This is a genomic window from Halolactibacillus halophilus, assembly GCF_900115605.1.
In the GTDB taxonomy this organism is placed as follows: domain Bacteria; phylum Bacillota; class Bacilli; order Bacillales; family Amphibacillaceae; genus Halolactibacillus; species Halolactibacillus halophilus.
This window is the reverse complement of sequence record NZ_FOXC01000002.1, coordinates 91,867-118,292: the sequence shown is the minus strand read 5'-3', so window position 1 is coordinate 118,292 and position 26,426 is coordinate 91,867. Positions and strand designations below refer to the sequence as shown.

31 protein-coding genes are annotated in these 26,426 nt (G+C 38.3%); all 31 read left to right on the top strand.

Going from position 1 to position 26,426, the window contains the following annotated elements; all coding sequences use genetic code 11:
- Positions 1-5: 5 nt before the first annotated feature.
- The 31 genes from fliG to rpsB all read left to right on the top strand — a co-directional run bounded on the left by fliG (position 6) and on the right by rpsB (position 26,424).
- The gene (gene fliG / locus BM098_RS01730) at positions 6-1,016 is read left to right on the top strand and encodes a flagellar motor switch protein FliG (RefSeq protein ID WP_089829749.1); all 1,011 of its coding nucleotides are present in this window, start codon (positions 6-8) and stop codon (positions 1,014-1,016) included.
- Complete coding sequence (fliH, locus tag BM098_RS01725; protein ID WP_159430082.1) at positions 1,009-1,800, top strand: flagellar assembly protein FliH; 792 nt, start codon at positions 1,009-1,011, stop codon at positions 1,798-1,800. Before fliG ends, fliH begins: the two co-directional genes overlap by 8 nt.
- Entirely contained in the window at positions 1,790-3,097 is a 1,308-nt protein-coding gene (fliI, locus tag BM098_RS01720) for a flagellar protein export ATPase FliI (protein WP_089829745.1), read from the top strand. Before fliH ends, fliI begins: the two co-directional genes overlap by 11 nt.
- Positions 3,098-3,103: 6 nt before the next feature.
- Entirely contained in the window at positions 3,104-3,550 is a 447-nt protein-coding gene (gene fliJ, locus BM098_RS01715; RefSeq protein ID WP_089829743.1) for a flagellar export protein FliJ, read from the top strand.
- Positions 3,507-4,130 carry a MotE family protein gene (locus BM098_RS01710; protein WP_143423362.1) on the top strand — a complete coding sequence of 208 codons (624 nt, stop codon included), beginning with the start codon at positions 3,507-3,509 and terminating at the stop codon, positions 4,128-4,130. The genes fliJ and BM098_RS01710 overlap by 44 nt, the downstream gene beginning before the upstream one ends.
- A gap of 42 nt (positions 4,131-4,172) precedes the next feature.
- Entirely contained in the window at positions 4,173-5,429 is a 1,257-nt protein-coding gene (locus BM098_RS01705; RefSeq protein ID WP_089829739.1) for a flagellar hook-length control protein FliK, read from the top strand.
- Entirely contained in the window at positions 5,429-5,878 is a 450-nt protein-coding gene (flgD, locus tag BM098_RS01700) for a flagellar hook assembly protein FlgD (RefSeq protein WP_373863168.1), read from the top strand. The genes BM098_RS01705 and flgD overlap by 1 nt, the downstream gene beginning before the upstream one ends.
- Positions 5,879-5,887: 9 nt before the next feature.
- Positions 5,888-6,253: a TIGR02530 family flagellar biosynthesis protein gene (locus tag BM098_RS01695; protein WP_089829735.1), complete on the top strand. Its 366-nt coding sequence runs from the start codon at positions 5,888-5,890 to the stop codon at positions 6,251-6,253.
- A 72-nt stretch (positions 6,254-6,325) separates the two neighbouring features.
- Entirely contained in the window at positions 6,326-7,207 is an 882-nt protein-coding gene (gene flgG, locus BM098_RS01690; RefSeq protein ID WP_089829733.1) for a flagellar basal body rod protein FlgG, read from the top strand.
- Positions 7,208-7,247: 40 nt separating this feature from the next.
- Positions 7,248-7,469 (top strand): flagellar FlbD family protein, encoded by a 222-nt coding sequence (locus BM098_RS01685; protein ID WP_089829731.1) that lies wholly within the window; start codon positions 7,248-7,250, stop codon positions 7,467-7,469.
- Positions 7,459-7,875 carry a flagellar basal body-associated FliL family protein gene (gene fliL / locus BM098_RS01680; RefSeq protein WP_089829728.1) on the top strand — a complete coding sequence of 139 codons (417 nt, stop codon included), beginning with the start codon at positions 7,459-7,461 and terminating at the stop codon, positions 7,873-7,875. Before BM098_RS01685 ends, fliL begins: the two co-directional genes overlap by 11 nt.
- A 27-nt stretch (positions 7,876-7,902) precedes the next feature.
- Positions 7,903-8,904 carry a flagellar motor switch protein FliM gene (gene fliM / locus BM098_RS01675; RefSeq protein ID WP_089829726.1) on the top strand — a complete coding sequence of 334 codons (1,002 nt, stop codon included), beginning with the start codon at positions 7,903-7,905 and terminating at the stop codon, positions 8,902-8,904.
- Positions 8,894-10,078 (top strand): flagellar motor switch phosphatase FliY, encoded by a 1,185-nt coding sequence (gene fliY, locus BM098_RS01670; protein ID WP_089829724.1) that lies wholly within the window; start codon positions 8,894-8,896, stop codon positions 10,076-10,078. Before fliM ends, fliY begins: the two co-directional genes overlap by 11 nt.
- Positions 10,079-10,107: 29 nt before the next feature.
- A complete protein-coding gene (locus tag BM098_RS01665) occupies positions 10,108-10,470 on the top strand; it encodes a response regulator (RefSeq protein ID WP_089829722.1) in 363 nt (120 codons plus the stop codon).
- A gap of 4 nt (positions 10,471-10,474) precedes the next feature.
- Entirely contained in the window at positions 10,475-11,167 is a 693-nt protein-coding gene (locus BM098_RS01660) for a flagellar biosynthetic protein FliO (RefSeq protein WP_159430081.1), read from the top strand.
- On the top strand, positions 11,160-11,828 hold the full coding sequence (gene fliP / locus BM098_RS01655) for a flagellar type III secretion system pore protein FliP (RefSeq protein WP_089829717.1): 669 nt from the start codon (positions 11,160-11,162) through the stop codon (positions 11,826-11,828). Before BM098_RS01660 ends, fliP begins: the two co-directional genes overlap by 8 nt.
- A 14-nt stretch (positions 11,829-11,842) precedes the next feature.
- On the top strand, positions 11,843-12,112 hold the full coding sequence (gene fliQ / locus BM098_RS01650) for a flagellar biosynthesis protein FliQ (RefSeq protein WP_089829716.1): 270 nt from the start codon (positions 11,843-11,845) through the stop codon (positions 12,110-12,112).
- 2 nt (positions 12,113-12,114) lie between these two features.
- A complete protein-coding gene (gene fliR, locus BM098_RS01645; RefSeq protein WP_089829714.1) occupies positions 12,115-12,891 on the top strand; it encodes a flagellar biosynthetic protein FliR in 777 nt (258 codons plus the stop codon).
- A 5-nt stretch (positions 12,892-12,896) separates the two neighbouring features.
- Positions 12,897-13,985 carry a flagellar biosynthesis protein FlhB gene (gene flhB / locus BM098_RS01640; RefSeq protein WP_089829928.1) on the top strand — a complete coding sequence of 363 codons (1,089 nt, stop codon included), beginning with the start codon at positions 12,897-12,899 and terminating at the stop codon, positions 13,983-13,985.
- Between the two features lie 30 nt (positions 13,986-14,015).
- Positions 14,016-16,049, top strand: coding sequence for a flagellar biosynthesis protein FlhA (gene flhA / locus BM098_RS01635; protein WP_089829712.1), 2,034 nt, complete (start codon positions 14,016-14,018; stop codon positions 16,047-16,049).
- Entirely contained in the window at positions 16,046-17,224 is a 1,179-nt protein-coding gene (flhF, locus tag BM098_RS01630; RefSeq protein ID WP_089829710.1) for a flagellar biosynthesis GTPase FlhF, read from the top strand. The genes flhA and flhF overlap by 4 nt, the downstream gene beginning before the upstream one ends.
- Entirely contained in the window at positions 17,217-18,074 is an 858-nt protein-coding gene (locus tag BM098_RS01625) for a MinD/ParA family protein (protein ID WP_089829708.1), read from the top strand. Before flhF ends, BM098_RS01625 begins: the two co-directional genes overlap by 8 nt.
- Before the next feature lie 6 nt (positions 18,075-18,080).
- Entirely contained in the window at positions 18,081-19,166 is a 1,086-nt protein-coding gene (locus BM098_RS01620; RefSeq protein WP_089829926.1) for a protein-glutamate methylesterase/protein-glutamine glutaminase, read from the top strand.
- Between the two features lie 16 nt (positions 19,167-19,182).
- Entirely contained in the window at positions 19,183-21,210 is a 2,028-nt protein-coding gene (locus BM098_RS01615; RefSeq protein WP_089829706.1) for a chemotaxis protein CheA, read from the top strand.
- A gap of 14 nt (positions 21,211-21,224) precedes the next feature.
- On the top strand, positions 21,225-21,683 hold the full coding sequence (locus BM098_RS01610; RefSeq protein ID WP_089829704.1) for a chemotaxis protein CheW: 459 nt from the start codon (positions 21,225-21,227) through the stop codon (positions 21,681-21,683).
- Positions 21,684-21,691: 8 nt separating this feature from the next.
- Positions 21,692-22,324: a chemotaxis protein CheC gene (locus BM098_RS01605; RefSeq protein ID WP_089829702.1), complete on the top strand. Its 633-nt coding sequence runs from the start codon at positions 21,692-21,694 to the stop codon at positions 22,322-22,324.
- Positions 22,324-22,824, top strand: coding sequence for a chemotaxis protein CheD (locus BM098_RS01600; protein WP_089829700.1), 501 nt, complete (start codon positions 22,324-22,326; stop codon positions 22,822-22,824). Before BM098_RS01605 ends, BM098_RS01600 begins: the two co-directional genes overlap by 1 nt.
- A gap of 18 nt (positions 22,825-22,842) precedes the next feature.
- Entirely contained in the window at positions 22,843-23,595 is a 753-nt protein-coding gene (locus BM098_RS01595; RefSeq protein ID WP_089829698.1) for a FliA/WhiG family RNA polymerase sigma factor, read from the top strand.
- 32 nt (positions 23,596-23,627) lie between these two features.
- Positions 23,628-25,010, top strand: a complete 1,383-nt coding sequence (locus BM098_RS01590) for a DUF342 domain-containing protein (protein WP_089829696.1) — start codon at positions 23,628-23,630, stop codon at positions 25,008-25,010.
- A gap of 52 nt (positions 25,011-25,062) precedes the next feature.
- Positions 25,063-25,527: a hypothetical protein gene (locus BM098_RS01585; protein WP_234987378.1), complete on the top strand. Its 465-nt coding sequence runs from the start codon at positions 25,063-25,065 to the stop codon at positions 25,525-25,527.
- A gap of 162 nt (positions 25,528-25,689) precedes the next feature.
- A complete protein-coding gene (rpsB, locus tag BM098_RS01580) occupies positions 25,690-26,424 on the top strand; it encodes a 30S ribosomal protein S2 (RefSeq protein WP_089829692.1) in 735 nt (244 codons plus the stop codon).
- Positions 26,425-26,426: the final 2 nt, after the last annotated feature.

The following is a 26,426-nucleotide window of genomic DNA, read 5'->3' as shown; positions in this document are numbered from 1 at the left end:
TCGAAGTGGCGAAACAACAGGAATTAACAGGTAGACAAAAAGCAGCGATCCTTCTTATCTCACTCGGACCAGATGTATCTGCTCAAGTCTATAAACATTTAACTGAAGAAGAAATTGAAAAATTAACACTTGAAATTTCAGGTGTTAAAAAAGTTGAAAACACTCAAAAAGAAGAAGTGCTCGAACAATTTCATCAAATTGCACTGGCGCAAGATTATATCGCCCAAGGCGGAATTGCTTATGCGAAAACAGTTTTAGAAAAGGCAATCGGTGCAGAGCAAGCACAAGCGGTCATTGGACGGCTAACCTCTTCTTTACAAGTAAAACCATTTGATTTCGCGCGGAAAACAGATCCGAATCAAATATTAAATTTTATTCAGGGAGAACATCCACAAACAATTGCGCTCGTTTTATCCTATTTAGACAACGAACAGGCTGGGCAGATTTTATCTGAATTACCTCAGGAAATGCAGGCAGATATCGCAAAACGGATTGCCTTAATGGATTCTACATCACCGGAAATTATCTATGAGGTGGAACGTATTTTAGAACAGAAATTATCATCAACGGTTACGCAAGATTATACACAAACCGGCGGGATCCAGGCTGTTGTTGAAGTACTAAACGGAGTCGATCGTTCAACAGAACGTACGATTCTTGATTCATTAGAAATACAAGACCCAGAACTAGCTGAAGAGATTAAAAAGCGGATGTTTGTCTTTGAAGATATTGTGACACTTGATAATCGTGCAATCCAACGCGTCATTCGAGAAGTTGAAAATGATGACTTACGTCTAGCACTTAAGGTTGCAAGTGAAGAGGTGCAGGAAGTTGTCTTTAGTAATATGTCATCACGTATGGCTGAAACATTTAAAGAAGAAATGGAGTTTATGGGACCTGTTCGTCTAAAAGATGTTGAAGAAGCACAAACGCGCATTGTCGCCTCGATTCGTCGACTCGAAGAAGTAGGTGAAATTGTGATTGCACGTGGTGGAGGAGATGATATTATTGTCTGATTTTAAACCACTTAAAGCTCGCGAAATAAAATTAAAACCAATTCAATTTAAAGTTGAGGAACCTGAACAGATTGGTGACTCTCCATCAGAAGTGGATGAATCACTTTCAGACCTTGAACAGTTAGAGCAAAAAAAAGCGCATCTAAATGATGAACTAAACCAATTAAAGCAAGAGCTAACAAAAGTCCATCAGCAAATTGAAGCAGATAGACAACAAGCAGAACAAGACATCAACCAAAAAAAGCAGGACTGGCAGCTTGAAAAAGAAACCTTAATTGAGTCGGCCAAAAACGAAGGTTATCAGGCTGGACACGAAACCGGTGAACAAGCGGCTTTAGCTGATTTTAGTTCGCGAATTGAAAAAGCAAATGAGATTATTCATCAAGCTGAACAAGAGAGAGAAATCATTATTGATAAGGCGCACGCTGATATTGTAGAACTGGCTATGGTGGTTGCGAAAAAAGTTGTTTTTGATGCAGTAATGTCAAATGATGCTTTATTGCCGATTGTGAAAACAGCTATTAAAGACTATCACGATCAAACAATTATTCGTATTCGAACGAGTATTCAAGATTTCGATTTGATTCATTCACAAACTGATGAACTGACACGAGTGCTTAATGATGGAGTGATGCTGTCAGTGCTACCTGATGATAAATTACCGATTGGTGGCTGTGTAATTGAGACACCAAGTGGACAATTAGATGTTAGTGTTGATCGCCAATTAGAAAAAATTCATGAAGCATTAACCGAAACAATGGAGGAGATGCCACGTGGACATTAATCAACTCGTTGACGTGATTGATAAGACAGAGACGTATACGCATTTTGGCAAAGTGAAGCGCGTTGTAGGTCTCATGATTGAATCAACCGGCCCTGAAGTGAAAATGGGAGAAGTGTGTTTCATTCATACGTCAAACTATGACAAAATCATGGCCGAAGTCGTTGGATTTAATGATGCTGTCGTTGTCCTCATGCCTTATACTGAGATCAATGATATTGGACCAGGTAGTTTAGTAGAAGCAACTCGGAAGCCGTTAACGGTAAAAGTGGGGCAACGGCTCGTTGGTAAAGTTGTTGATGCTGTAGGTTTACCGTTAGATGATTCGGAGTTGCCGTCAGGTCTGTTGGCGATGAATACGGAACAATCTCCACCTAATCCGTTAAAGCGTCCAAGGATTTTAGAACCAATTGAAATTGGAGTTAAAACGATTGATACATTGCTTACGGTAGGCAAAGGACAACGAATCGGTATTTTTGCTGGTAGTGGTGTAGGAAAGAGTACACTCCTTGGCATGATTGCCCGTAATAGTGAGGCGGATATCAATGTTATAGCGCTAATTGGTGAGCGGGGGCGAGAAGTAAGAGAATTTATTGAAAAAGACCTTGGGCCAGCAGGTTTAAAAAAATCTGTTGTCGTTGTTGCAACATCAGACCAACCGGCTTTGATGAGAATTAAAGGCGCTTATACCGCAACATCAATCGCTGAGTATTTTAGAGATAGAGGCTACAATGTCAACTTAATGATGGATTCTGTTACAAGGGTGGCAATGGCACAGCGCGAAGTAGGTTTAGCGACAGGTGAACCACCGACAACAAAAGGTTATCCACCTTCTGTATTTGCTATTTTACCCAAGCTATTAGAAAGAACGGGGACGAGTGATTTAGGGACGATTACAGCTTTTTACACGGTACTTGTTGATGGAGATGATTTAAACGACCCCATTGCTGATACAACCCGAGGGATTTTAGACGGTCACTTTGTGTTAGATCGTAAATTGGCCGAACGGGGTCAATACCCTGCACTAAATGTACTCAAATCTATTAGTCGAGTTATGCCACAAATTACGACAGAGAAAGAACAGAAACTCGCTAATGAGTTGCGTAGCTATCTCGCAAGTTACGAAGAAAACTATGAGCTGATTCAAATCGGCGCGTATAAGCGGGGGTCCAATCCACAAGTTGACCGTGCGATTCAACTGCATCCGAAAATTATCAATTTCTTAAAACAAGGAATTGAAGATAATTGTCATCGAGAGACGGCGATCGATCAGGTGGAATCCTTACTATATGGGGGGTAATATCAGATGACTAATGTCCAAGCATTCGAAAAAATTTTACATCACCAAGAAAACCTTAAAAACGAAGCTCAGCTTGAATATAAGTCTGCCGTGACCGATTTTGAAACAGTTGCTGAAGAACTGTTTCAACTTTTAAAACAAAAAGAAACAATTGAAGATAAATATCAACAAGCCCTTCATACATCGGGTTCAGTTACAACACTTGTGTCTCATCATACATATTTGCAACAACTTAAAAAGCAGATCTTACATGTTGAAGCTACGGTGAATGAAAAACGCTCAATTATGGAAGATAAGCGCTCATTGTTGACAGATCAGTACGTTGAAGTGAAAAAGTTCGAAAAAATTATTGATCATAAATGGGAAGTAATTAAATTAAAAGAAAAAGAATCAGAGAGCAAAATGTTAGATGAAGCGTCCATTAGACAATATTATAATCATGGGGATCGGTGAAATTATGGCGAAAAAACAAACAGAAAAAAAGAAAAAAAGTTGGCTAAGTTATTTACTTTTAGCTGTGATTCCGCTGATTTTGTCTGTGACAATTATTTATATTGTTCTATCGCTCTTGGGAATGGAACCAGTGAAAAACACTAAGAGTTTTCTTAACCGTGTGCCCGGAGTGGAAAAACTGATTACGACTGAAGATGAAATGAATTTACAATCAATGGAAGCAAAATATTTAGCCCAAATTGGTGATTATCAATCTCAAATTAATCGCTTAATAATGGAGTCATCAGAAAAAGATGATGAAATTGAAGCATTAGAACGAGACATTGTTGACTTAAACAATCAATTAGCTGAATATCAGTCTCAAATTGTAAGTCAAAATGAGCAGCAGGCGCGTTTGGAAGAAATCGTGTCGACCTATACTGATATGGAACCTGAAAGTGCTGCTCGTATTTTGTCTGAGACAACAACGACGATTGCCGTTGATATTCTAAGTGGGGTACCATCAGAAACGCGCAGTGAGATTCTTTCCTTTATGGAAGCTGAAAAAGCAGCAGAATTAACCGAGCTGTTATATGAGTAGTTACTAAAGTGAATGACATAATATGTGAAGGGGGGTGAAACAATGAATACGATGGATATGTTATTTAAACAAGTGACTCAAAGTTTACCTAAGCAATCAAGTAATGCGACAAGTCAAATGAGTAAGCGACAGACGGAAGGTTTTAAACAAACGTTGGCTAAGTCTTCCTCGCCATCATTAACTAATGACCAACCGACGTTATCTCAGAAGATTTCTGGAAATGAAAGTGGATTAAATATTCGATCAGTTGTTCAACAATTGACGCAACAATCAGAAGGTAATGCATCAGTATCATTAATACCGAATATTGATACAACTGAATTAAAAGAAGTAGATATCCAAGCTATGTTGTCTGTGCTAGGGAAATTGAGCGAAGAAATTAAAACATTGTTAAAAGATTTAGGAATAAAATTAGATGAAGGTATCGACTTTGAACAACTATCTGAACAAGATTTGGCTCAACTTAGCGCATTAGTTCAACTTCAACCTGTGCTAGAACAAGTAACGCCACTGTTGAAAGAATTAAGTGCAGGGACATTAGGAAATAAAGATTGGATGACGTTGTTGCAAGATTTCCAAACATTACCGAAAGATTTAAGTCAAGCCTTATCCAGTAAACTCTTAACGGAAGACAATCAATTGTTATTAAAAGAGATGCTGACAAAATTCCAATCTCGTATGGCGCTAAGTGAAAAAGGTTACGCGACCCATAGTAAAGTCACAACTGAAGATATTTCAAAATGGTTATCGCAAGCACTTGAACGCCAATCAGGTAAATCACAACCAACCTTTGGTGAAGCCTTTGCTTCTTCAAAAGGTACGCAATCGTTAGAACAATTGACGATTCACTTAAGTCAATCGGCGGCCTCAAATCAACAAACGCTCAATCAAGAACTAATTCAACAGTTTGAAGCTGTTCTTCAAAAGATGCAAGTCGGAAAAAATCTGTTAGGGCAGCAACAAGTGAAATTGCAGTTAAACCCAAATAATTTGGGGCAGATTTCGGTTGAAATGATGGAGATCGATGGTGAAATGTTTGTAAAACTGATTGCCTCTTCAAGTATGGCAAAAGAAGCGTTAGAAGCAAATATGAAAGAACTTCGACACATGTTCTCACCGCATCAAGTGATTGTGGAACAAGAAGAACAAGTAGCTGCGACGAGCGCGCCTGAACTACTTGATTATCAAGATCAAGAAGATCAATCGCACAATGGAGATGAGCCTGTTTTTTATTCAGAAGATGAAGAGGAAGCTGAGTTAAGTTTTAGTGATATTTTAAATCAGGAAGGGGTGTCATAATGAAAATTGATCCTTCATATTATTTAAGTAATCAAACAAGAGAAGCGCCAAGTGGCGATCTAGGTAAAGATGAGTTTTTAAAATTATTAATGGCTCAAATCAAAAATCAAGACCCACTTGATCCAATGGATGATAAAGAATTCATCTCGCAAATGACGACTTTTTCATCTCTGGAACAAATGATGAACATGAATGATTCCATTCAACAGTTAGTTAGGAATCAATCGGTATCACCTGTCATTCAGTATAGCCATATGATTGGAAAAGAAGTGAGCTATTATAAACTTGATGAAGAATCAGGTGACATTTTAGAACCAAAAGAAATCGTCACAAGTCAAGTGAAAGCAATCTCTGAAAAAGAAGGCTTTGCGGTCATTGAATTAATTAATGATCAAAAAATATATACCGATGAAGTGTTACGAGTAACAACACCGGAGACATCAGAATAGGAGGGTGTTATGGGGATAGAAATTAATCCACTACCTAAACAGGCCATGTTGCCCTCATCAAAACAAACAATCGCAAAACCAATGCAGGCGTTTCAGTCCATTTTAAATCAGAAGAAATCAAATTTGACGCTGACTAAGCATGCAGAGGAACGCATGGTTGAGCGCAACATTGTTATGAACGAATCAAAATGGCAGTCAATCGCCACTCAAGTAGAAAATGCCAAAGCAAAAGGGATTACTGATTCACTTGTCCTTACGGATGAAGCAGCCCTTGTTGTGAGTGCGAAGAATCAAACGGTTATAACGATGATGAACCGTCAAGAAGCAACCGAGAAGATTTTCACAAATATAAACGGAACAATCATAATTGATTAATGCTGGACCCAGACTGGGAGGCATGTGTGTCTACTGACTGATAGAGGTAGATACAAGAAGGAGGAACTAACTATGTTAAGATCAATGTACTCAGGAATCGCAGGTATGCGTGGATTCCAAACCAAACTTGACGTTGTAGGTAACAATATTGCGAACGTTAATACGTCTGGTTATAAAAAAGCACGAACAACTTTCCAAGATATGATGAGTCAAACAACCGCAGGGGCTTCAGCACCAACAGACATTCGTGGTGGTATTAACCCGATGCAAGTTGGTTTAGGTTCACAACTTGGCTCCATTGATAATATTCACACCCAAGGTAACCGCCAAACAACTAATCGAGTACTTGATATGGCGCTCGAAGGTGATGGAATGTTTATTTTCGGAACTGGCATTGAAGCAGATGGTGGTGAGGGTCAAATTACAGAGGTAGATGTTAATAATTTAAACCTTCAGTATTCACGCGCGGGTAATATGTACCTTGATGAAGATGGATATATCGTGAATGCTAATGGGCAATACTTAATTGGTCAGCAGAATGCAGGAGAAACAGATTCACGTTATTTACGCATTCCAGAGGGTGCTGCCAGTTTTAGTATTCAAGGGAATGGTGTTGTTAATTATATAAATGAAGATGGGGGTACAGAAGTTGCAGGGCAAATCGTTCTTGCGAAATTCTCGAATCCAGGTGGTTTAGATAAGGTTGGTGGTAATATGTTCCGATCTTCGGTAAACGATGGTATGATAGTGACTGGTACTGGTGCACCAGTTTTAAACGAACCTGAATCAAATGGTACAGCAGCTGTTGTCTCTGGTGCACTCGAAATGTCAAACGTCGACTTAGCTGAAGAGTTCACTGAAATGATTACGGCACAACGTGGCTTCCAGGCGAATACACGGATTATTACAACATCAGATGAAATCCTACAAGAACTTGTGAATCTAAAACGATAGGAGGAAGGAGTAAGCTCTCGGGCTTACTCCCCACTTAATTATGATTACAGTGACTAATTTTAAAGGTGGCACATTTACACTTAATGCAATGTATATCGAGAAAGTTGAAGCGTTACCTGATACGACGATTACACTCGTAAATGGTAAAAAATATTTTGTCAAAGAAACTGAAGCTGAGGTGAGTAAGCTGTCGCAGAGCTTTTATAAGAAAATTGGTATGTTTCCTTGGCACCAACAGGTAGGTGAAGTAAATGGCAAGTAAAGTTTTTAAAAAAATTATTATTGGACTTGTATTAGTATCTATTATAGGTATGGCTGCCATCATCTATATGCTTATAAATCAAGATGATCCTAATCGTGAGTTAACAATTGATGAACAGATTGAATACTCTTATATGACGGAATCGATTAACATTGATTTAGCTGATAATCGTTATGCGCAACTGCAATTTAGCTTCATCACGAACAGTGAAGATGCTAAAGTGGAAGTGGAAAAACGTATGTTTCAGTTTAAGAACATATTGATTAAACAAACAGTAGAGATGGAGTCATCCGTGTTACAAAATGATTTATCAGGATTTGAGAACCGCTTAAAAGACGAAATGAATGTGTTAATGGAAGAAGGGGAAATTACGGACATCTATTTAATTAGTAAGATTGTTCAGTAGTTGCGACTCCGAACCGGAGGTGAGTTTATGGCAGATGAGGTTTTATCCCAAAATGAGATAGACGCTTTACTATCGGCATTATCCTCAGGGGAAATGGATGCTAACCAATTAAAAGAAGAAGAGAAAGAAAAGAAGATCAGAAGTTATGACTTTAAACGAGCACTTAGATTTTCAAAAGATCAAGTGCGAAGTTTATCGAGAATCCATGAAAATTATGCGCGGATGTTGACAACATATTTTTCAGCACAGTTGCGAAATTATGTGCATATTTCGGTCGCTTCCGTCGATCAAATACCTTACGAAGAATTTATACGTTCAATTCCAACAATGACCGTGTTAAATATCTATAGTATGGAGCCACTTGAAGGTAGAATTATTTTTGAAATTAATCCAAATGTAGCTTATGCGATGTTAGACCGTATCTTGGGTGGTCGGGGAACAAGTTTGAATAAAATAGAGAGCTTAACCGAAATTGAATCAACGATTATGTCTAATTTATTTGAAAAATCACTCGACAACTTGCAAGAAGCTTGGGCAAGTGTTATTGATATTGACCCAATGCTTGAGGAGTTTGAGGTGAATCCGCAATTCTTACAGCTGGTCTCACCAAATGAAACGGTCATTGTCGTCTCATTAAATACAACAATCGGTGAAACAAGCGGCATGATTAATATATGTATTCCGCATGTCGTCTTGGAGCCAATTATTCCGAGGTTATCTGTTCATTACTGGATGCAGAATGAAGCACAAAAAGAACGGAAACCTGGTGAATATGAAAAATTAACAAAAAATATTTCATCAACGGAACTTGAACTCAGTGTGGTGTTAGGTGAAACACTTATTACCATTGATGATTTACTTGAATTAAGTAAGGGCGATGTATTAAAGTTAAATCAATCGATTGAAGAGCCTTTAATTATGCAGTCAAGTGAGGAACCATTGTTTTATGTGCAGCCTGGTAGCCAGAAAAATAACGTTGCTGTGCAGGTGATTGATGAAATTGAAGGAGGGTCTTCCGATGATGAGTGATGGTATGTTATCACAAGACGAAATTGATGCGCTACTAAACGGTACATCAGATGAAGAGGAAATAGTTGAAAATGAAACGATAGAAGAAGAGTCTGAAGATACGTCTAGTATTCTTTCAGATGTTGAAATTGATGCATTAGGTGAAATTGGTAATATTTCATTTGGTAGTTCAGCAACAACACTTGCAACGCTATTAAATCAAAAAGTCGACATCACGACACCCGGGATTTCAATTGTGAAGCGCAATGAATTAGAACAAGAATTTCCACATCCTCATGTCGGCGTAGAGGTTAAGTATACTGAAGGGTTTGAAGGCGACAATTTATTTATATTAAAATCAAGTGATGCGTCAATCATTGCAGATCTAATGCTTGGTGGAGACGGTTCTAATATTGAAGCAGAGCTTAATGAAATTCATATGAGTGCTGTTCAAGAAGCAATGAATCAAATGATGGGAACGGCAGCGACAAGTATGTCAACAATGTTCTCAAAACGGATCGATATTTCCCCACCACAAACCGTCATGTTAGAAGTAGGAACAGAAGAAAGTGATAAATACATTCCTGATGATGAATATATCATTAAAGTGTCCTTTCAATTAAAGATTGGTACGTTGATTGATTCGAAAATTATGCAACTTTTACCGCCATCTTTTGCTAAAGCTATGGTTGGTGAGTTGTTAAATGGTCCAACAGAAGAGCCGCCACAAACGGTACCAACTCAAGAAGCGCCGCAAGCTTCACCTGAACCACAACAACAGGTTCAACAACCGAATATGACTCAACAGGCACCACAACAACAAGTTCAACAACCGCGTCAACCTAGAAATATGGGTGAACCGATGGCTAATCAGCAAAATGTTGAGCAAGCAAGTTTTCAAGCGTTTGAACCAATTCAATTACCGGAACATGAAAAACGCAATCTCGATATGTTATTAGATATTCCGCTTCAAGTGACCGTTGAACTTGGTCGAACAAAACGCGCGGTAAAAGACATTTTAGAATTATCAACAGGGTCGATTTTGGAACTTGATAAACTCGCGGGTGAACCCGTTGATATTCATGTCAACAACAAACTCATTGCTCAAGGTGAAGTTGTCGTTATTGATGAAAACTTTGGTGTGAGGGTAACAGAAATAATCAGTCAAAGTGATCGACTTAAAAAACTAAAATAACAACGGATACATTTTAGGAGGAAACAACCATGGCAAATACAGTATTAATCGTAGACGATGCAGCATTTATGAGAATGATGATTAAAGATATTTTATCAAAAAACGGCTTTGATGTTGTAGGAGAAGCTGAAAATGGTCAAGTCGCTGTTGAAAAATATGCTGAACTAACACCAGATCTTGTGACAATGGATATCACGATGCCAGAAAAAGACGGCATTCAAGCACTAAAAGAAATTAAAGCACAGAACCCAAATGCGACCATCATTATGTGTTCAGCAATGGGGCAGCAGGCAATGGTGATCGATGCGATACAGGCGGGAGCGAAAGACTTTATTGTTAAACCATTTCAAGCAGACCGTGTGTTAGAGGCCATCAATAAAGCATTAGGGTAAAATGATGAAACGTTGGATAAGTCTTAGTTTTATTATGTTTATCTGCTTGTTTCCGCAAACGGTATTGGCAGAGGATGATAACGGATCTGTTCTCGATGCCTATCGTCAGTCATCGACAGATGAGGCTGATATAAGTGAAACAGAACCAAATGTAGAAATCACTGACCAATCGGAACAACCGGTAGAATCAGAGCCGAGTTTATTTGAAGGCGATAACGAAGAAGTGAGCTTTTGGGGTTTAGTGATTCGATTTCTGTTAGCTCTTACCCTTGTCGTTGTACTTATTTACGTCTTACTTAAACTGATGAATAAATTCACTTCAAAGCAAGGACAATTAAACAACCTTGAAAACCTTGGCGGGGTGTCTGTTGGAATGAATAAATCAGTTCAGCTTGTAAAAGTTGGAACAAAAGTGTACTTACTCGGTGTTGGCGATACGGTTGAGTTGTTAACAGAGATAACCGATCAAACCTTTATCGACCAGCTCACAAGTAATAATCAAGTACCCGGGGCTGATCTCTTTTCTAAAGTGACGCAGTCATTTCAACAAAAGCAATCAAAAAGCGATGACAACTCTTCACCAAATATGAATGGAAATGATTCGTTTTCAACTTTATTTAAGGGTGAACTAGAACAGATGAAACAAAAGCAGGCAAAGATTAGACAAGACATTAAGGGGCATGATTTGAATGAATGAATTTATTGACATCTTTAGTTCGAGTGACCCTGAGAATGTCGCAACCTCTGTTCAGTTATTACTATTACTAACGGTATTTTCACTGGCACCTGGAATTTTAATTTTAATGACCAGCTTTACTCGAATCATCATTGTTCTATCATTCACTCGTACGTCACTAGCAACTCAACAAATGCCACCAAACCAATTACTTGTAGGACTTGCGCTGTTTATGACCTTTTTTATTATGGCTCCAACATTTTCTGATATTAACGAACAAGCGTTGACGCCTTTACTAGATGAAGAAATTAATATTGAAGAAGCATATGAGCGGGCAAGTACGCCGATTAAGTTATTTATGGCAGACCATACTCGTGAACGTGACTTGGCATTGTTTTTAAATTATGTTGAGTCACCGGAGTTCGATACCATTGAGGAGATTCCGTTAACTGCGCTAGTGCCAGCCTTTGCGATTAGTGAGTTGAAAACGGCATTTACAATGGGCTTTATGATCTTTATTCCATTCCTCGTCATTGATATGACGGTGGCTAGTGTATTAATGTCCATGGGGATGATGATGTTACCACCGGTTATGATTTCACTACCATTTAAGGTCCTCCTATTTGTCTTAGTGGACGGTTGGTATCTAATTTCAGAAGCGCTATTATCAAGTTTTAATTAGAAAGAGGCGAAAGTATGAGTGGAGAACTAGTTATATCTTTAGCTGAGCGGGGAATTACTACTGTTCTAATGGTCGCAGGCCCTTTGCTTATTTTAGCGCTGGTCGTCGGTCTTCTCGTCAGTATATTTCAAGCAACAACACAAATCCAAGAGCAAACTTTAGCCTTTATTCCAAAGATTGTCGCTGTTTTATTTGGTTTAGTTATTTTTGGGCCATGGATGCTGACACAAGTTGTTCAGTTTACGACAGAAATATTTCAAAATCTTACAACGGTTATTAGATAACAATGCTATCTGTTATTAATCTCGACTATGTGACCGTTTATTTATTAGTCTTTGGACGGCTCGCAGGATTCTTCGTGACGTTGCCGATTTTTTCATATCGTAATATCCCAACCCAATTTAAAATCGGGTTTGCGGCTTTTGTGAGTTTAATGATTATGTTTACATTGGACATACCAGTGATTGCTCTTGATTTAACATTTGTTTTTTTGCTTGTAAAAGAAGTAATTATCGGCTTAATTATTGGGTTTGTAGCGAATATTATTATGACGGCGATTCAAATTGCAGGTAACTTCATTGATTTTCAAATGGGTTTTGCGATTGCGAATGTGATTGACCCACAAACAGGCGCACAAGGACCGGTTATTGGTCAATATTTATATATCTTGGCTCTTATGTTTTTGCTTGCTGTTGACGGTCATCATCTCTTGATCCAAGGTGCTATTCACAGTTTTGATGTCATTGATGTTGACCAACTCATTGATTTAGGGCAAGACTCATTGTTAATTACTGCGATTAATATGTTTAATCAACTCTTCTTAATTGCCTTCCAAATGGCGATACCGATTGTAGGGACGTTATTTTTAGTTGATGTGACCTTAGGTATCATCGCGCGGACAGTACCACAATTAAATGTCTTTGTTGTTGGTATTCCACTAAAGATTGGTGTGTCATTGTTTGTTTTGAGTCTGTTTATGATGGCGTATATTGATTTAGTGAAACGACTCGTCCATTATGTGATTGAAATGATGGAAATGCTCATGCGGATCCTTGGAGGTTAAATATGATGACATACTTACAACTTGATCTCCAATTTTTCTCTGGTGAAAAGACAGAAAAAGCAACACCAAAGAAACGAGAAGACACTAGAAAAAAAGGCCAAGTAGCGAAAAGTCAAGATATTAACACGGCCGTTGCGTTGTTTTTAATCTTTTTAACTTTTATGTTGCTCGGTTCGTTCTGGAAAATGCGATTAACCAATCTCTTAACTAAAGTATTCTCAGAATATACACAGTGGACGCTAACGTTTGATTCGATTCAATTGATTATTGTCGAAGTGTTAGGGTATGTTGGTCTAACAATTGCCCCAGTTTTAGGTGTTGCTATGATAAGTGGCGTGGCCAGTAACTTAGCGCAAATTGGCTTTTTATTCACGACAGAACCACTAAACTTTAAGTTAGATAAAATTAACCCAATTTCGGGATTTAAACGATTATTTTCTCCTCGTGCTTTAGTTGAACTAGTCAAGTCGCTACTAAAGATTAGCTTTGTGGCAGCGGTGACGTTTACCGTTGTTTGGATGAGAAAAGATGAGGTCTTTATGTTAGCTTTTAAAGACTTAGATATTGCACTAGCCTTTTTTGGTGAAACCACGATTTTTATTGGTATTGCCGGGGCTATTAGTTTGTTTATCATTGGTGTATTAGATTATATATATCAACGGTTTGATTATGAGAAAAATATTCGCATGTCTAAACAAGATATTAAAGACGAATATAAAAATATTGAAGGGGACCCGCAAATTAAATCGAAAATTAAAGAGCGGCAGCGTCAGATGGCGATGAGCCGGATGATGAGTGAAGTTCCTGAAGCCGATGTCATTATTACTAACCCAACCCACTATGCGGTAGCCATTAAGTATGATGAAACAAATGGTACTCACGAAGCACCGTTTGTTGTGGCAAAAGGGGTTGATTATGTTGCGCTTAAAATAAGAGAAGTGGCGACACATCATGAGGTAATGATTATTGAAAATCGTCCGTTAGCGCGTGCGCTTTACCGTGACGTCGAGATTGATCAAGACATTGACGAATCGTATTATCAAGCAGTGGCTGAAATATTAGCCTATGTCTATCGTTTAGAGAAAAAAGCTTAGTTTTTTAGAGGGTAAGGAGAGTATACATTTATGCGAGCACGAGATTTTACCGTTGTGTTATTTGTCATCACGATCATCGTGATGTTAATTATCCCACTACCAGATATTCTTTTAAGTATTCTAATTTTAACGAATATTTCGCTTTCCCTCATTGTCATTTTAGTTGCGATGAACACATCAGAACCGCTAGAGTTCTCGATTTTACCATCGCTCTTACTATTACTGACCTTATTTCGGTTAGGTCTTAATGTTTCAACGACACGATCTATTTTAGGTACAGGTTCAGCGGGTAATGTGGTTGAAACATTTGGAACATTTGTTATTGGTGGCAATCCGCTGGTCGGTTTTGTCGTCTTCGTTATTCTCATTATTATTCAATTTTTAGTTATTACTAAAGGTTCTGAGCGTGTTTCCGAAGTAGGAGCACGTTTTACGTTAGATGCGATGCCTGGTAAGCAAATGAGTATTGATGCCGATTTAAATGCGGGTCTAATCAATGAACAACAAGCAAAACAGCGACGTGAAAAGATTGAGCGCGAGGCTGACTTTTATGGTGCCATGGATGGTGCGAGTAAATTCGTAAAAGGAGATGCGATTGCTGGTATTATTATCGTTATGATCAATATTATCTTCGGCCTTATTATTGGGATGTTGCAGCAAGGGCTGAGTTTTAATGAAGCTTTATCCACTTATATGCAATTAACCGTAGGGGATGGTCTGGTGAGTCAGATACCAGCGCTCCTTATTTCAACAGCCACGGGTATTATCGTTACCCGAGCTGTGTCTGAAGGTAACTTGAGTACCGATGTTACCGGTCAATTATTACAATATCCTAAATTACTCTACGTGGCAGGAGGAACGATTTTCTTATTCGGATTTACTCCAATTAATCCTGTGTTAACCACAACAATGGCGTTAATTCTCATTGGTGGTGGCTATTTACTCGAACGCCCAAAACCAGAGCTAGCGGTTGATGAAGCAGAAGTTGAAGAAGAAGAAACAACAGAGGATATGCGCTCACAAGAAAGTGTTGTGGACTTAATTAGTATGGATCCGATTGAATTTGAATTTGGGTATGCTTTGATTCCGCTTGTTGATGCGAATCAAGGCGGGGACCTTATGGATCGAATTGTTATGATTCGCCGTCAGCTTGCGATAGAACTTGGATTAGTTATTCCTGTTGTAAGAATCAGAGATAACATTCAGTTGCAACCGAATGCTTATCAACTGAAAATAAAGGGTAATGAAGTAGCAATAGGCGAATTATTACTAGACCACTTCCTCGCCATGACGGGCGGTTTAGACGGTGATGACTTGGAAGGTGTACAAACGACAGAACCAGCCTTTGGTCTACCGGCGAAATGGATCACAGAAGAAATGAAAGATGATGCCGAACTCAATGGTTACACGGTGGTCGACCCACCATCGGTTGTCGCTACGCATATTACTGAAGTGATTAAAAAGCACGCCCACCAATTACTTGGTCGTCAAGAGACAAAACAATTGATTGACCATTTAAAAGAATCCTATCCTATTTTAGTTGATGAAGTGACACCAGATGTATTATCGGTTGGTGATGTACAGAAAGTATTGGCGAAACTGTTGCGTGAACAAGTTTCGATTCGAAACCTACCGGTTATTTTTGAAACATTGGCTGACTTTGGGAAAATGACAAATGATACAGAACTACTTGGTGAATACGCAAGACAATCACTTGCCTCACAAATTACAAAACAATACGCTCGCGGAAAAGCAGATCTTAAAGTCATAACCGTTGCTGGTGAGGTAGAGCAAACGATTGCTGAACACGTTCAACAAACCGAACACGGCAATTATTTAGCACTAGACCCTGATAAACAACAACGGATTGTCCATGCGGTGAAAAATCAAATTGAGAAAATTTCACTGCATGAAGAGTATCCAATCATCTTATGCTCGCCGACGATTCGTATGTACATGAAGCAACTGTTGGACCGGTTCTTCCCTCAGGTTGTAGTGTTATCGTATAATGAATTGGAACCAAACTTAGATGTCCAAAGTGTAGGGGTGGTGAACATGACATGAAATTAAAAAAGTATGTCGCAAAAACAATGCCTGAAGCGATGCAACAGGTTAGAAAAGAACTTGGTTCAGATGCCGTCATTCTAAATAGTAAAACCGTCGAAACAGGTGGGTTTTTAGGCTTATTTAAAAAGAAAAATATTGAGGTCGTCGCAGCGGTTGATCCTAAACAATCACAAGCACCAGTAAAAAAACATACTGCCGAAAGGTCTAACTTAAACGCGCGCTCTCAATCAGATAGGCAACAACTAGAGGCACAAAAAAAAGCCTCGCTGCAATCATTTATTCATACTGAAACGAAAGCAGAAAAAGAACAACAAGTCGTCCTTGAAGAACTGCGATCACTGCGAAAATGGATGGAGGAGTCGACAGATCAAAAAGGTCAATTCCCACCGATTTATGATATGGTTTATCAAGAATTGTTAGCAGAAGATATCTCAAGCGAGCAAGCAGAGCTATTAATCCAACCTGTATTGGAGAAGAATGAAGGACAATCCCTTGTCTATGATGAGATAAAAAGTCAAGTTAAAGACCGTCTGATGAATTATTTTTATGAAACAGCTTCAGGTGTGATGAATTTTCAAACACGGTTTATTCATCTCGTTGGTCCAACCGGCGTAGGGAAAACAACGACGATTGCCAAACTCGCAGCCAAGAGCTTAATGGAAGACAAACAATCTGTCGCCTTGATAACAACTGACACATATCGAATTGCAGCAATTGAACAGTTAAAAACGTATGCTGAAATTTTAGATATCCCGATTGAAGTATGCTATAACGTAGAAGATTATCAAAAAGCACGATTGAAATTTCAAGATTATGACCGTGTTTTTGTTGATACAGCCGGTCGTAACTTTAAAGATGAAAAATACATTAGAGAGTTAGGTCAGATTGTTGATTTATCAAAAGACATTGAAACTTATCTCGTGCTAAGCTTAACGGCTAAACCGAAAGATATTCTGAGCATCTATCATCAATTTGATAAAATTCCACTAAAAGGATTTATTTTAACAAAAGCTGATGAGACTGACACACTCGGCGCTATTGTTGACTTAGTTAAACTATCATCTCTCGGTATCAGTTATATTACAACAGGTCAAGATGTTCCTGACGATATTATACGCGCAACACCGAGTTACTTATCAACACATATTATGAGGCCACAACACCATGAATGATCAAGCACAACAATTACGAAGACAGATGAATAAAGGAAAGCAACAAGCTAAAACCATCGCGGTCATTAGTGGTAAAGGTGGCGTCGGAAAGTCCAACATCACTCTTAATGTTGCAATTGATTTAGTTAATCGTGGAAAAAAGGTATTAATTTTTGATTTAGATATTGGAATGGGAAACATTGATATTCTTCTTGGCCTTCAAAGTAAGTATTCTATCGTCGATATGTTTGATCAACATTTACCGATTGAAGAGGTTATTGAAACAACAAGTACTGGCTTGTCATATATTACAGCTGGGTCTGGACTCACCGACCTTTTTCAAATGAATGAAGAAAAAATCCACTTCTTTCTAGATCAATTTAAACATGTGCTGGACCGTTATGATTTTATCTTTTTTGATATGGGGGCCGGTGCAACAAAAGAAAGTTTATTTTATATTTTATCAGCTGACGAGTGTTTTGTCGTTACAACGCCAGAGCCTACATCGATGATGGATGCTTATGCGATAATTAAACACGTACATTCACGTAACAATGATCTTCCGTTTTACTTAATTATGAACCGGGTACTGACAAAAAAAGAAGGTAAAATTGCAACAGAACGACTAAAGCGAGTTGTTTATCAATTTTTAAAAAAAGATATGATGTCACTTGGACAGCTATCTTATGATAAAATAGTATCACAAGCGGTATCGAAACAGACACCGTTTGTTATCTCAGATCCAAAATCAACGATAGCAAAAGAAATACACGACTTAATGTCTGATTATTTAACAGATCCTGATGCTAAACCTTCAGTACTACAGTCAGGATTCATTTCAAAATTAAAAAAGTTTATTAAAGAGAGGTAGATCATGATGAAAAAAATAAACGTACTTGTTGTTGATGATTCCGCCTTCATGAGAAAAATGATTTCAAATATCTTAGAAGACCATGCACGCCTCCACGTTATTGATACCGCAAGAAACGGTCAAGATGCTCTAGAGAAGATCAAACAACATCAACCGGATGTGATTACCTTAGATATTGAAATGCCTGTTATGGACGGGATTGCCGCTTTAAAAGAGATTATGGCAAACGAACCAAGACCGGTTGTGATGCTGTCTAGTTTGACGCGAGAAGGAGCAGATAAGACTTTAGAATCAATGGAATTTGGTGCGGTTGATTTTATTCCAAAACCTTCTGGGTCTATTTCTCTAAACATTCAAGACATAGAGGACGAAATAATAAGTAAGGTGTTAGAAGCTGCTGAAGTTGAAGTGAAAACACTCAAACGTGAAATGCCAGCGTTACCGATCAAAAAGCTTGTACCTAGACCTGAAAGAACGAATCTACGACCTGCTAAGCCACTAAGCGACCGACCCGATGCATTTAAGAAGATTGTAGCCATTGGGACATCAACAGGTGGCCCACGAGCCTTGCAGCAGGTGATTACCCAATTACCCGAAGATTTGAAAGCGCCGGTTGTGGTTGTCCAGCATATGCCAGCTGGTTTCACAAAGTCTTTAGCTGATCGCTTGAATCAATTATCAAAAGTGAGGGTGAAAGAGGCAGAGGACGGGGATTTATTGCATCCAGGGGTGTGTTATATTGCGCCGGGCGGCTTCCAAATGCGAGTGAAAAAATCGAATAAAGGTTATCGCGTGAGTATTTCAAAAGAAGAAAACAGAAACGGTCACCAACCAGCGGTTGATGTATTATTTGAATCATTAGCTGAACTTACTGGAGTTGAATTAATAGGTGTGATTATGACCGGGATGGGATCAGATGGTACGAATGGGCTGATACAAATGAAAGAACAGCATCCGTTCACTCAATTGATTTCTGAATCAAAAGAGACATGTGTTGTCTATGGTATGCCTCAAGCAGCTGAAAAAACAAAATTAGTGGATTTTGTTGAACCTTTAACGCTGATCAGTGAGCGTATTGTCAAATTAGTTTAAGTGAGAGGTGAATGTTATGGAGATGAGTGAGTATTTAGATGTTTTTATTGAGGAAAGTAAAGAACATATTCAAGCGTTAAATGATCATCTGTTAACGCTAGAAAAGAATCCGGAAGATGTGTCGATTGTAAATGAAATTTTCCGTTCTGCCCATACATTAAAGGGTATGTCAGCGACTATGGGGTTTCAAGATTTAGCTGATTTAACACATAAAATGGAGAATGTGTTAGATGCCATTCGTAATCATAAGGTCAAACTTAATGAAGCGATGCTAGATGTGATTTTTAAGGCAGTAGACGCACTTGAAGCTATGGTATTAGATATCATTGATGGCGGGGAAGGCAAAAAAGATGTAAAAGGCCTTGTGAATCAACTTGAAGCAATGGAAAAAGGGGAAAACGTAGAAGCTGCTTCATCATTAGTATCAACTGAGGTGACTAATAAATCAGTGAATACGGATGTGACTTTAGATGAATTTGAACTTACTGTGCTGCAACAATCGGCTGAAGGTGGCTTCAATAACTATCAAGTGACAGTGACACTACAAGAAACAACTTTATTAAAAGCTGCTCGTGTTTATATGGTCTTTGAAATCCTTGAAAAACTAGGTGAAGTTATCAAATCAACACCATCTGTGCCCGAATTAGAAGAAGAAAAGTTTGACTACAGCTTTACCGTTGTCTTGGTGACGAAGGATTCAGCTGAAGATGTTTCAGCAAAAATCAATAAAGTATCTGAAATTGACACGGTTGAAGTAGAAGAATTAAAAATTCAGGCGTATGACCGAGATGAAACAACATCCGTTTCTAACGATACAAAAGCGCCAACTGAACAAGACTCATCTGAGGAGGAGCAATCAACCTCAACAGCCAATACCAAGAAAAAATCTCAACTTTCCAGCAAAACAATCCGGGTTAACATTGATCGTTTGGATGCGCTCATGAACTTATTCGAAGAATTAGTTATTGACCGTGGTCGTTTGGAACAAATTTCAGCAACATTGAAAAATAATGAACTACAAGAAACAGTAGAACACATGTCACGTATTTCTGGTGACCTTCAAAACATCATTTTAAAAATGCGTATGGTACCAGTGGATCAGGTATTTAACCGCTTCCCACGCATGGTTCGTCAATTAGCTAAAGACTTGAATAAAGATATAGATTTACAAATTTACGGGGCCGAAACAGAGCTTGATCGTACGGTGATTGATGAAATTGGTGATCCAATGGTTCACTTAATCCGTAATGCTCTAGATCATGGTATTGAAACCCCAAGCGAGCGTGAAGCAAAAGGCAAACCATCTCAAGGAACACTAAAATTAAATGCTTACCATAGTGGTAATCATGTCTTTATTGAAATTGCTGATGATGGTGCTGGAATTGACCGTGAGAGAGTACTTAAAAAAGCGATTGCTAACGGTGTTTTAACGCTTGAAGAGTCGAAGAGTTACTCTGACCAACAGGTCTTCCAACTAATCATGGCATCTGGCTTCTCAACAGCCGATACAATTTCTGATATCTCAGGACGTGGGGTCGGACTTGATGTAGTGAAAAATACGATTGAATCACTTGGTGGTAATATTACCATTGATTCTAAATACAATGAAGGATCAACCTTCGTTATTCAGCTACCACTAACATTGTCAATTATTTCGGTTATGTTAACGGAAGTTAAGAATGAAAAATATGCAATACCATTATCTTCAATCATCGAGACAGCGATTGTAAATAAAAAGGATATCCTCTCCGCTCATCACCAGCCTGTGATTGACTTTAGAGGTCGTGTTGTTCCACTTGTATCACTTTCAGATGTCTTTGGTGTGCCAAGGGAAACAGAAGAAGAGGACTTCCATTCTGTTGTTATTATTAGACAAGGTGAAAAAATGGCTGGTTTGATTGTTGATTCATTTATTGGTCAACAAGAGGTTGTATTAAAATCACTTGGAAACTATTTAACAGACGTCTTTGCCATTTCTGGAGCAACCATCTTAGGTGATGGACAGGTCGCATTAATTGTTGATACGGATGCACTAATTAAGTAAGAGGAGGTATAACAATGGCTTTAGAGTTTTTAAAATCGATTGTCTTTGAATTGAATGATGAAGAATATGCTTTACCAGTAGACTTAGTAGGCGCGATTGAGCGTGTTATGCCAATCACGCGTATTCCTGGGGTCCCACCATTTGTTAAGGGGGTTCTTAACTTACGCGGTGTTGTTACACCGGTAATTGATTTGCGTGAACGTTTTAGTTTTGAACGTCAAGAAGAAACAGAAGCGACTCGCATTATTATTATTCAACACGATGAAAAAGATGTCGGTCTGATTGTCGATGCGTGTTACGATGTGATTGATATCCCAAATGACACCATTGAACCAGCACCAGAAACCATAGGCACGGTAAAGATTGATTACATCAATGGTGTAGCAAAATATGATGAGCGCTTACTTATTTTGCTAAATATAAATGAAATCTTATCAACTGATGTATTAAACGAATTTTATGAAATGAAGTAGGTGAGAATATGGCTTCAATCGAATCGTTAACAGCCTTTCAACTTGATGTTATGAAAGAAATTGGTAACATTGGCTCGGGTAATGCCGCAACCGCTCTATCCAAAATGTTAAATAAAAAAATCGATATGCACGTGCCCTCAGTACGTGTTGTTGATTTTGAAGAAATGATGAATTTAGTTGGTGGGCCTGAAGAAATTATTACTGCCGTGTTTCTTCGCATTGAGGGCGAAGTACCAGGACAAATGTTCTTTATTCTCTCGCCTGAGGAAGCGGAAAGTTTCGTCAAGCAATTAACCGGGATAGATGACTTCTCAGTTATTGATCATCCAGATAATCTAATGGCTTTATCTGCTTTACAAGAAATCGGCAATATTTTGGCTGGTTCATATTTATCAGCCTTATCAGATTTTATTGGCGGAAGTTTACAGCCCTCAATTCCATTAATTACTATAGATATGGCTGGTGCTATTTTAGCAGAAGGGTTACTCGAAATTTCCCAAGTAAGTGATCATGCGATGGTCATTGATACATTAATCGATGATCATGGAGATGAAGGCGATCCTATTAAAGGGCACTTTTTCTTGTTACCGGATCCTGATTCGTTCGATCACTTATTTGACAAGCTTGGAGTTAGTGATTAATGAAAACATTAATAGACCATATTGTTAAGGTCGGGATTGCCGATTTAAAGTTTGCTGAAGCACCTATGCATTTGCGTACATCAGGATTAGGTTCTTGTGTAGGTGTTGTCATTTATGACAACCGACTTAAGATTGCCGGAATGGCACATGTGATGTTGCCTGATTCAACTTCGGCTAAAAAGGATAATATCAATATTTATAAATACGCCGATACCTCATTACCCGCTTTACTGCAAACCTTATTAGATAAAGGCGCAAGACGGCATCAATTAAAGGCAAAAATTGCAGGTGGCGCTCAAATGTTTTCATTTAGTTCGACGAATGATATGTTGAGAGTAGGCGAACGTAATGTGATTGCTGTGAAAGAGTTTTTAGAAAATGAACGCATACCAATTGTAGCTGAAGATCTACGGGGGAAAAGTGGGCGGACGATTGAGTTTTCAACGGAAACGTTAATGCTAAACGTGCGAACTGTGAATCAAGGTACGCAAGATTTATAAGAAAGGAAGGCGATTACTATGACATTAGACAATATCGATCAATTATGGTTACTGTGGCGTGATACGCATAGTCCGGACATAGCTAATCGTCTTGTTGAACATTATCAATACTTAGTCGATTTCCATGCACAGCGGATTGGCGTACATTTACCGAAAACAGTCCAACGCGATGATATTCGAAGTTTGGGTTTTTTTGGCTTATTCGATGCCCTGAATAAATTTGAACCTGAACGCGATTTAAAATTTGATACATATGCATCTTTTCGGATTAGAGGAGCCATTATCGATGGCCTCAGAAAAGAAGACTGGTTGCCACGGTCAGCTCGCGAGAGAACGAAAAAGATTGAACAAGCGTTTCAATCATTAACCCAAAGCTTACAGCGGGAACCTACAGCTGATGAGATAGCTGAATATGTCGGTATTAGTCGTCAAGAGGTTGAAGATACAATTAAAGATCAACTGTTTAGTAATCTTCTATCGATTGAAGAAAAAAGTGGCGAAAATAGTGATGATTTTAAGGAAGGTATCGGTCATTCAATTATTGATAATCAACAACTTACGCCTGAAGAAGCATTAATGCAAGAAGAACATCATGAAGAGCTCAAAGTAGCAATCAAAGGTTTAAATAAAAATGAACAACTTGTCGTTAGTTTATTTTATTATGATGAATTAACGTTTACTGAGATAGGACATGTGCTTAATTTAACCACATCACGAATATCACAAATTCATAAACAAGTTGTTTTTAAATTACGACATGTTTTACAATAGAGGAAAAGCAGTCAATAAAAGGAGCCGATCATGTGGTAGCATTTGATGATTTTTTTGACGTAACCATCACTGAAGATGAACTATCCGTTCAACTGATATTAAATAAAGCGTGGCCTGAAGAAGAAATAGAGATGGATACTATAAAACGTTGGTTGAAATCCCATAAGATTCAAGCGGGATTAAAAGAGGAAACACTTCTATCGATTACTGAAAAAGATCAAGCGTTAGTTTTTCCTGTTTTAATTGCTGAAGGTGAAACAGCTGTCGATGGTCAAGACGGAACCATTCGTTTTTTAACCAAAGATTCTGACACTGTTAATATAGAAGAACGGGAAAGTTTTAAAGACATACATAAAATCCCTACCGTTGAAAAAGATGAAAAAATAGCTGTCATAACACGGCCTACCAAAGAGAAGAATGGCTATAAAGTAACTGGAAAAGTTATTCACGGGAAAAAGGGAAAAGCTGTGAAATTCACAGCAGGAGATAATGTTTATTTTGATGAGGAAACGCTTAGTTTTTACAGTAGTACTATTGGAAAGCCAAGTATTGGCCGTACAAAAATCAGTGTGTTTAATACATATGAAGTCAATGAAGATCTATCAATGAAAACAGGTAATGTAAAGTTTGAAGGTTCGGTCACGGTTCGTGGCAATGTACCTGAAGGCTATGCGGTTGAGGCAGTCGGTGATATCTATATATATGGTTTAGTTGAAGCTAGTCATATTAAGGCTGGGGGCTCTATTCATATATCTGAAGGCGTCGTTGGGATGAAGAAAGGGCACATTGAGGCTGGAGTTGATGTTAACATTGGTTATATTAATCAGGCCACCGTCCATGCTGGACAAAATATTAATGTGAGTAATTCTATTTTGCATAGTGAATGTACCGCACAGTCACATATTTATTGTCAAGCTGGCCACATCATCGGTGGTGTCTGTTCAGCGGGAGAGTCTATTGAAGCAAAAGATATAGGTAATAAAATGGATACAAAGACAACGGTGGCAATAGCTGTTAACCAAAAGTCAATGGAGTTATTAAAGCAACTCGAATTGGCACGTGAGACGCTACTTGAAGACGAGAAAAAATTAAAGAAATTAGGAGCCGGCTTAAAAGCTAAGGCACAAGCCGATGGCCTTAGTTCAAAAGAACGGATTTTGTTACTTAAACAGCGTAACACACTACAACTAACCGAAGATAAATTATCAAAAATTGAAGATAAGAAGGCAAATTTAACGGTGTCAATCGGTAAAGAGAATGAAGCGACTCTTATAGCAAAAGGAACATTGTATCCAAACGTTGAACTGTGCTTTGGTAAATACCAAGAGACCACGAAAAAAGAGTATAAATATTCTTGTGCCCACTTAGAAGAGGGTGAAATATTGATTACACCAATAAAGCGTCACGGAGCATAAGAGAAAGGTTGGTCATGTCATGGAATACCTCCTTATATTTATAAGTTTTTTATTGCATATAGTGACGTTTATTGTTTTAAGGCATTACTATTTAAAGCAACAAGCCTATCACAAAGAACAACAAAAATTTCAAGAAGAAAAAAAAGAACTCGAACAACTGTTGATGTCTTATTTAATTGAAATGAAAGAAGAGAATGATCGTCTACTTCAAGTAGTTCAAAGTAACACCCAACGACCATCGGCACCTAAAGCGAAGGAGCAACCAGCTAGTACTAGCTTTTATCAAGAGAATAAGCAGACAGAAACAATAAACGCCAGTAAGACAGTGACGAAAGAAGAACCTGAATATAGACCACTCGTCGATGCAATTGAAGATGAGCCGGTTGCTTATAAAAAATCTTACCAAGCAGAGATCATTGACCGTTACGCGCGAGGTGAAACACCGGAAATGATTGCTAAGGCAATGGATCGCGGAAAAACGGAAGTTGAATTGATCATAAAATTCCACAAAAAATAAAGACGAATACTTGCCTTCATTCAAGAAGTATGATATATTAGTTCTCGGTGTTAAATACACACGCTAGTTGAAATGTGAAAGGGTGCTTAATTGTTTTTTAAGTCTTTTATGTTGAGGATGTTAGCGGAGGAAAATAAAAAACCTATTAGGAGGAACAAAAACATGGCAGTTATTTCAATGAAACAACTACTTGAAGCCGGTGTACATTTCGGACACCAAACACGCCGTTGGAACCCAAAGATGAAGAAATATATCTTCACAGAGCGTAACGGCATCTACATTATCGATTTACAAAAAACAGTGAAGAAAGTGGAAGAAGCTTATAACTTCATTAAAGAAGTTGCTGAAAACGGTGGTACAGTTCTTTTCGTTGGTACGAAAAAACAGGCACAAGAATCAGTTAAAGATGAAGCAATCCGCTCAGGTCAATACTTCATTAATCAACGTTGGTTAGGTGGTACTTTAACTAACTTTGGTACAATCCGTAAGCGTATCAACCGTCTTAAAGACATTGAGCGCATGGAAGAAGACGGTACATTTGATGTCCTTCCTAAGAAAGAAGTTGTAGGACTTCTTAAAGAAAAAGAGCGTCTTGTAAAATTCTTAGGCGGTATTAAAGAAATGAAAAAAATTCCTGATGCTTTATTTATCGTTGACCCTCGTAAAGAGCGTATTGCGGTAGCTGAAGCTCACAAATTGAATATTCCGATTGTTGGTATCGTTGATACTAACTGTGACCCAGATGAGATTGATTACGTCATTCCAGCAAATGATGATGCAATCCGTGCGGTTAAATTACTTACTGGTAAAATGGCTGATGCTATTTTAGAAGTAAAACAAAGTGAAGAAGAAGCTGTTGAAGAAACAGTAACTGAAGAAGTAGCTTCAGAAGAGTAAAC

Coding starts and splice junctions, on each gene's coding strand:
- BM098_RS01625 (WP_089829708.1), top strand. CDS start 17,217: ATGAATGATCAAGCACAACAATTACGAAGACAGATGAATAAAGGAAAG.
- BM098_RS01660 (WP_159430081.1), top strand. CDS start 10,475: ATGAAACGTTGGATAAGTCTTAGTTTTATTATGTTTATCTGCTTGTTT.
- flhA (WP_089829712.1), top strand. CDS start 14,016: ATGCGAGCACGAGATTTTACCGTTGTGTTATTTGTCATCACGATCATC.
- flhF (WP_089829710.1), top strand. CDS start 16,046: ATGAAATTAAAAAAGTATGTCGCAAAAACAATGCCTGAAGCGATGCAA.
- fliQ (WP_089829716.1), top strand. CDS start 11,843: ATGAGTGGAGAACTAGTTATATCTTTAGCTGAGCGGGGAATTACTACT.
- flhB (WP_089829928.1), top strand. CDS start 12,897: ATGACATACTTACAACTTGATCTCCAATTTTTCTCTGGTGAAAAGACA.
- BM098_RS01665 (WP_089829722.1), top strand. CDS start 10,108: ATGGCAAATACAGTATTAATCGTAGACGATGCAGCATTTATGAGAATG.
- BM098_RS01605 (WP_089829702.1), top strand. CDS start 21,692: ATGGCTTCAATCGAATCGTTAACAGCCTTTCAACTTGATGTTATGAAA.
- BM098_RS01710 (WP_143423362.1), top strand. CDS start 3,507: ATGAAGCGTCCATTAGACAATATTATAATCATGGGGATCGGTGAAATT.
- BM098_RS01600 (WP_089829700.1), top strand. CDS start 22,324: ATGAAAACATTAATAGACCATATTGTTAAGGTCGGGATTGCCGATTTA.
- BM098_RS01685 (WP_089829731.1), top strand. CDS start 7,248: ATGATTACAGTGACTAATTTTAAAGGTGGCACATTTACACTTAATGCA.
- fliR (WP_089829714.1), top strand. CDS start 12,115: ATGCTATCTGTTATTAATCTCGACTATGTGACCGTTTATTTATTAGTC.
- flgD (WP_373863168.1), top strand. CDS start 5,429: ATGAAAATTGATCCTTCATATTATTTAAGTAATCAAACAAGAGAAGCG.
- fliY (WP_089829724.1), top strand. CDS start 8,894: ATGATGAGTGATGGTATGTTATCACAAGACGAAATTGATGCGCTACTA.
- rpsB (WP_089829692.1), top strand. CDS start 25,690: ATGGCAGTTATTTCAATGAAACAACTACTTGAAGCCGGTGTACATTTC.
- BM098_RS01610 (WP_089829704.1), top strand. CDS start 21,225: ATGGCTTTAGAGTTTTTAAAATCGATTGTCTTTGAATTGAATGATGAA.
- fliL (WP_089829728.1), top strand. CDS start 7,459: ATGGCAAGTAAAGTTTTTAAAAAAATTATTATTGGACTTGTATTAGTA.
- BM098_RS01615 (WP_089829706.1), top strand. CDS start 19,183: ATGGAGATGAGTGAGTATTTAGATGTTTTTATTGAGGAAAGTAAAGAA.
- BM098_RS01595 (WP_089829698.1), top strand. CDS start 22,843: ATGACATTAGACAATATCGATCAATTATGGTTACTGTGGCGTGATACG.
- fliP (WP_089829717.1), top strand. CDS start 11,160: ATGAATGAATTTATTGACATCTTTAGTTCGAGTGACCCTGAGAATGTC.
- flgG (WP_089829733.1), top strand. CDS start 6,326: ATGTTAAGATCAATGTACTCAGGAATCGCAGGTATGCGTGGATTCCAA.
- fliM (WP_089829726.1), top strand. CDS start 7,903: ATGGCAGATGAGGTTTTATCCCAAAATGAGATAGACGCTTTACTATCG.
- BM098_RS01705 (WP_089829739.1), top strand. CDS start 4,173: ATGAATACGATGGATATGTTATTTAAACAAGTGACTCAAAGTTTACCT.
- BM098_RS01620 (WP_089829926.1), top strand. CDS start 18,081: ATGAAAAAAATAAACGTACTTGTTGTTGATGATTCCGCCTTCATGAGA.
- BM098_RS01695 (WP_089829735.1), top strand. CDS start 5,888: ATGGGGATAGAAATTAATCCACTACCTAAACAGGCCATGTTGCCCTCA.
- fliJ (WP_089829743.1), top strand. CDS start 3,104: ATGACTAATGTCCAAGCATTCGAAAAAATTTTACATCACCAAGAAAAC.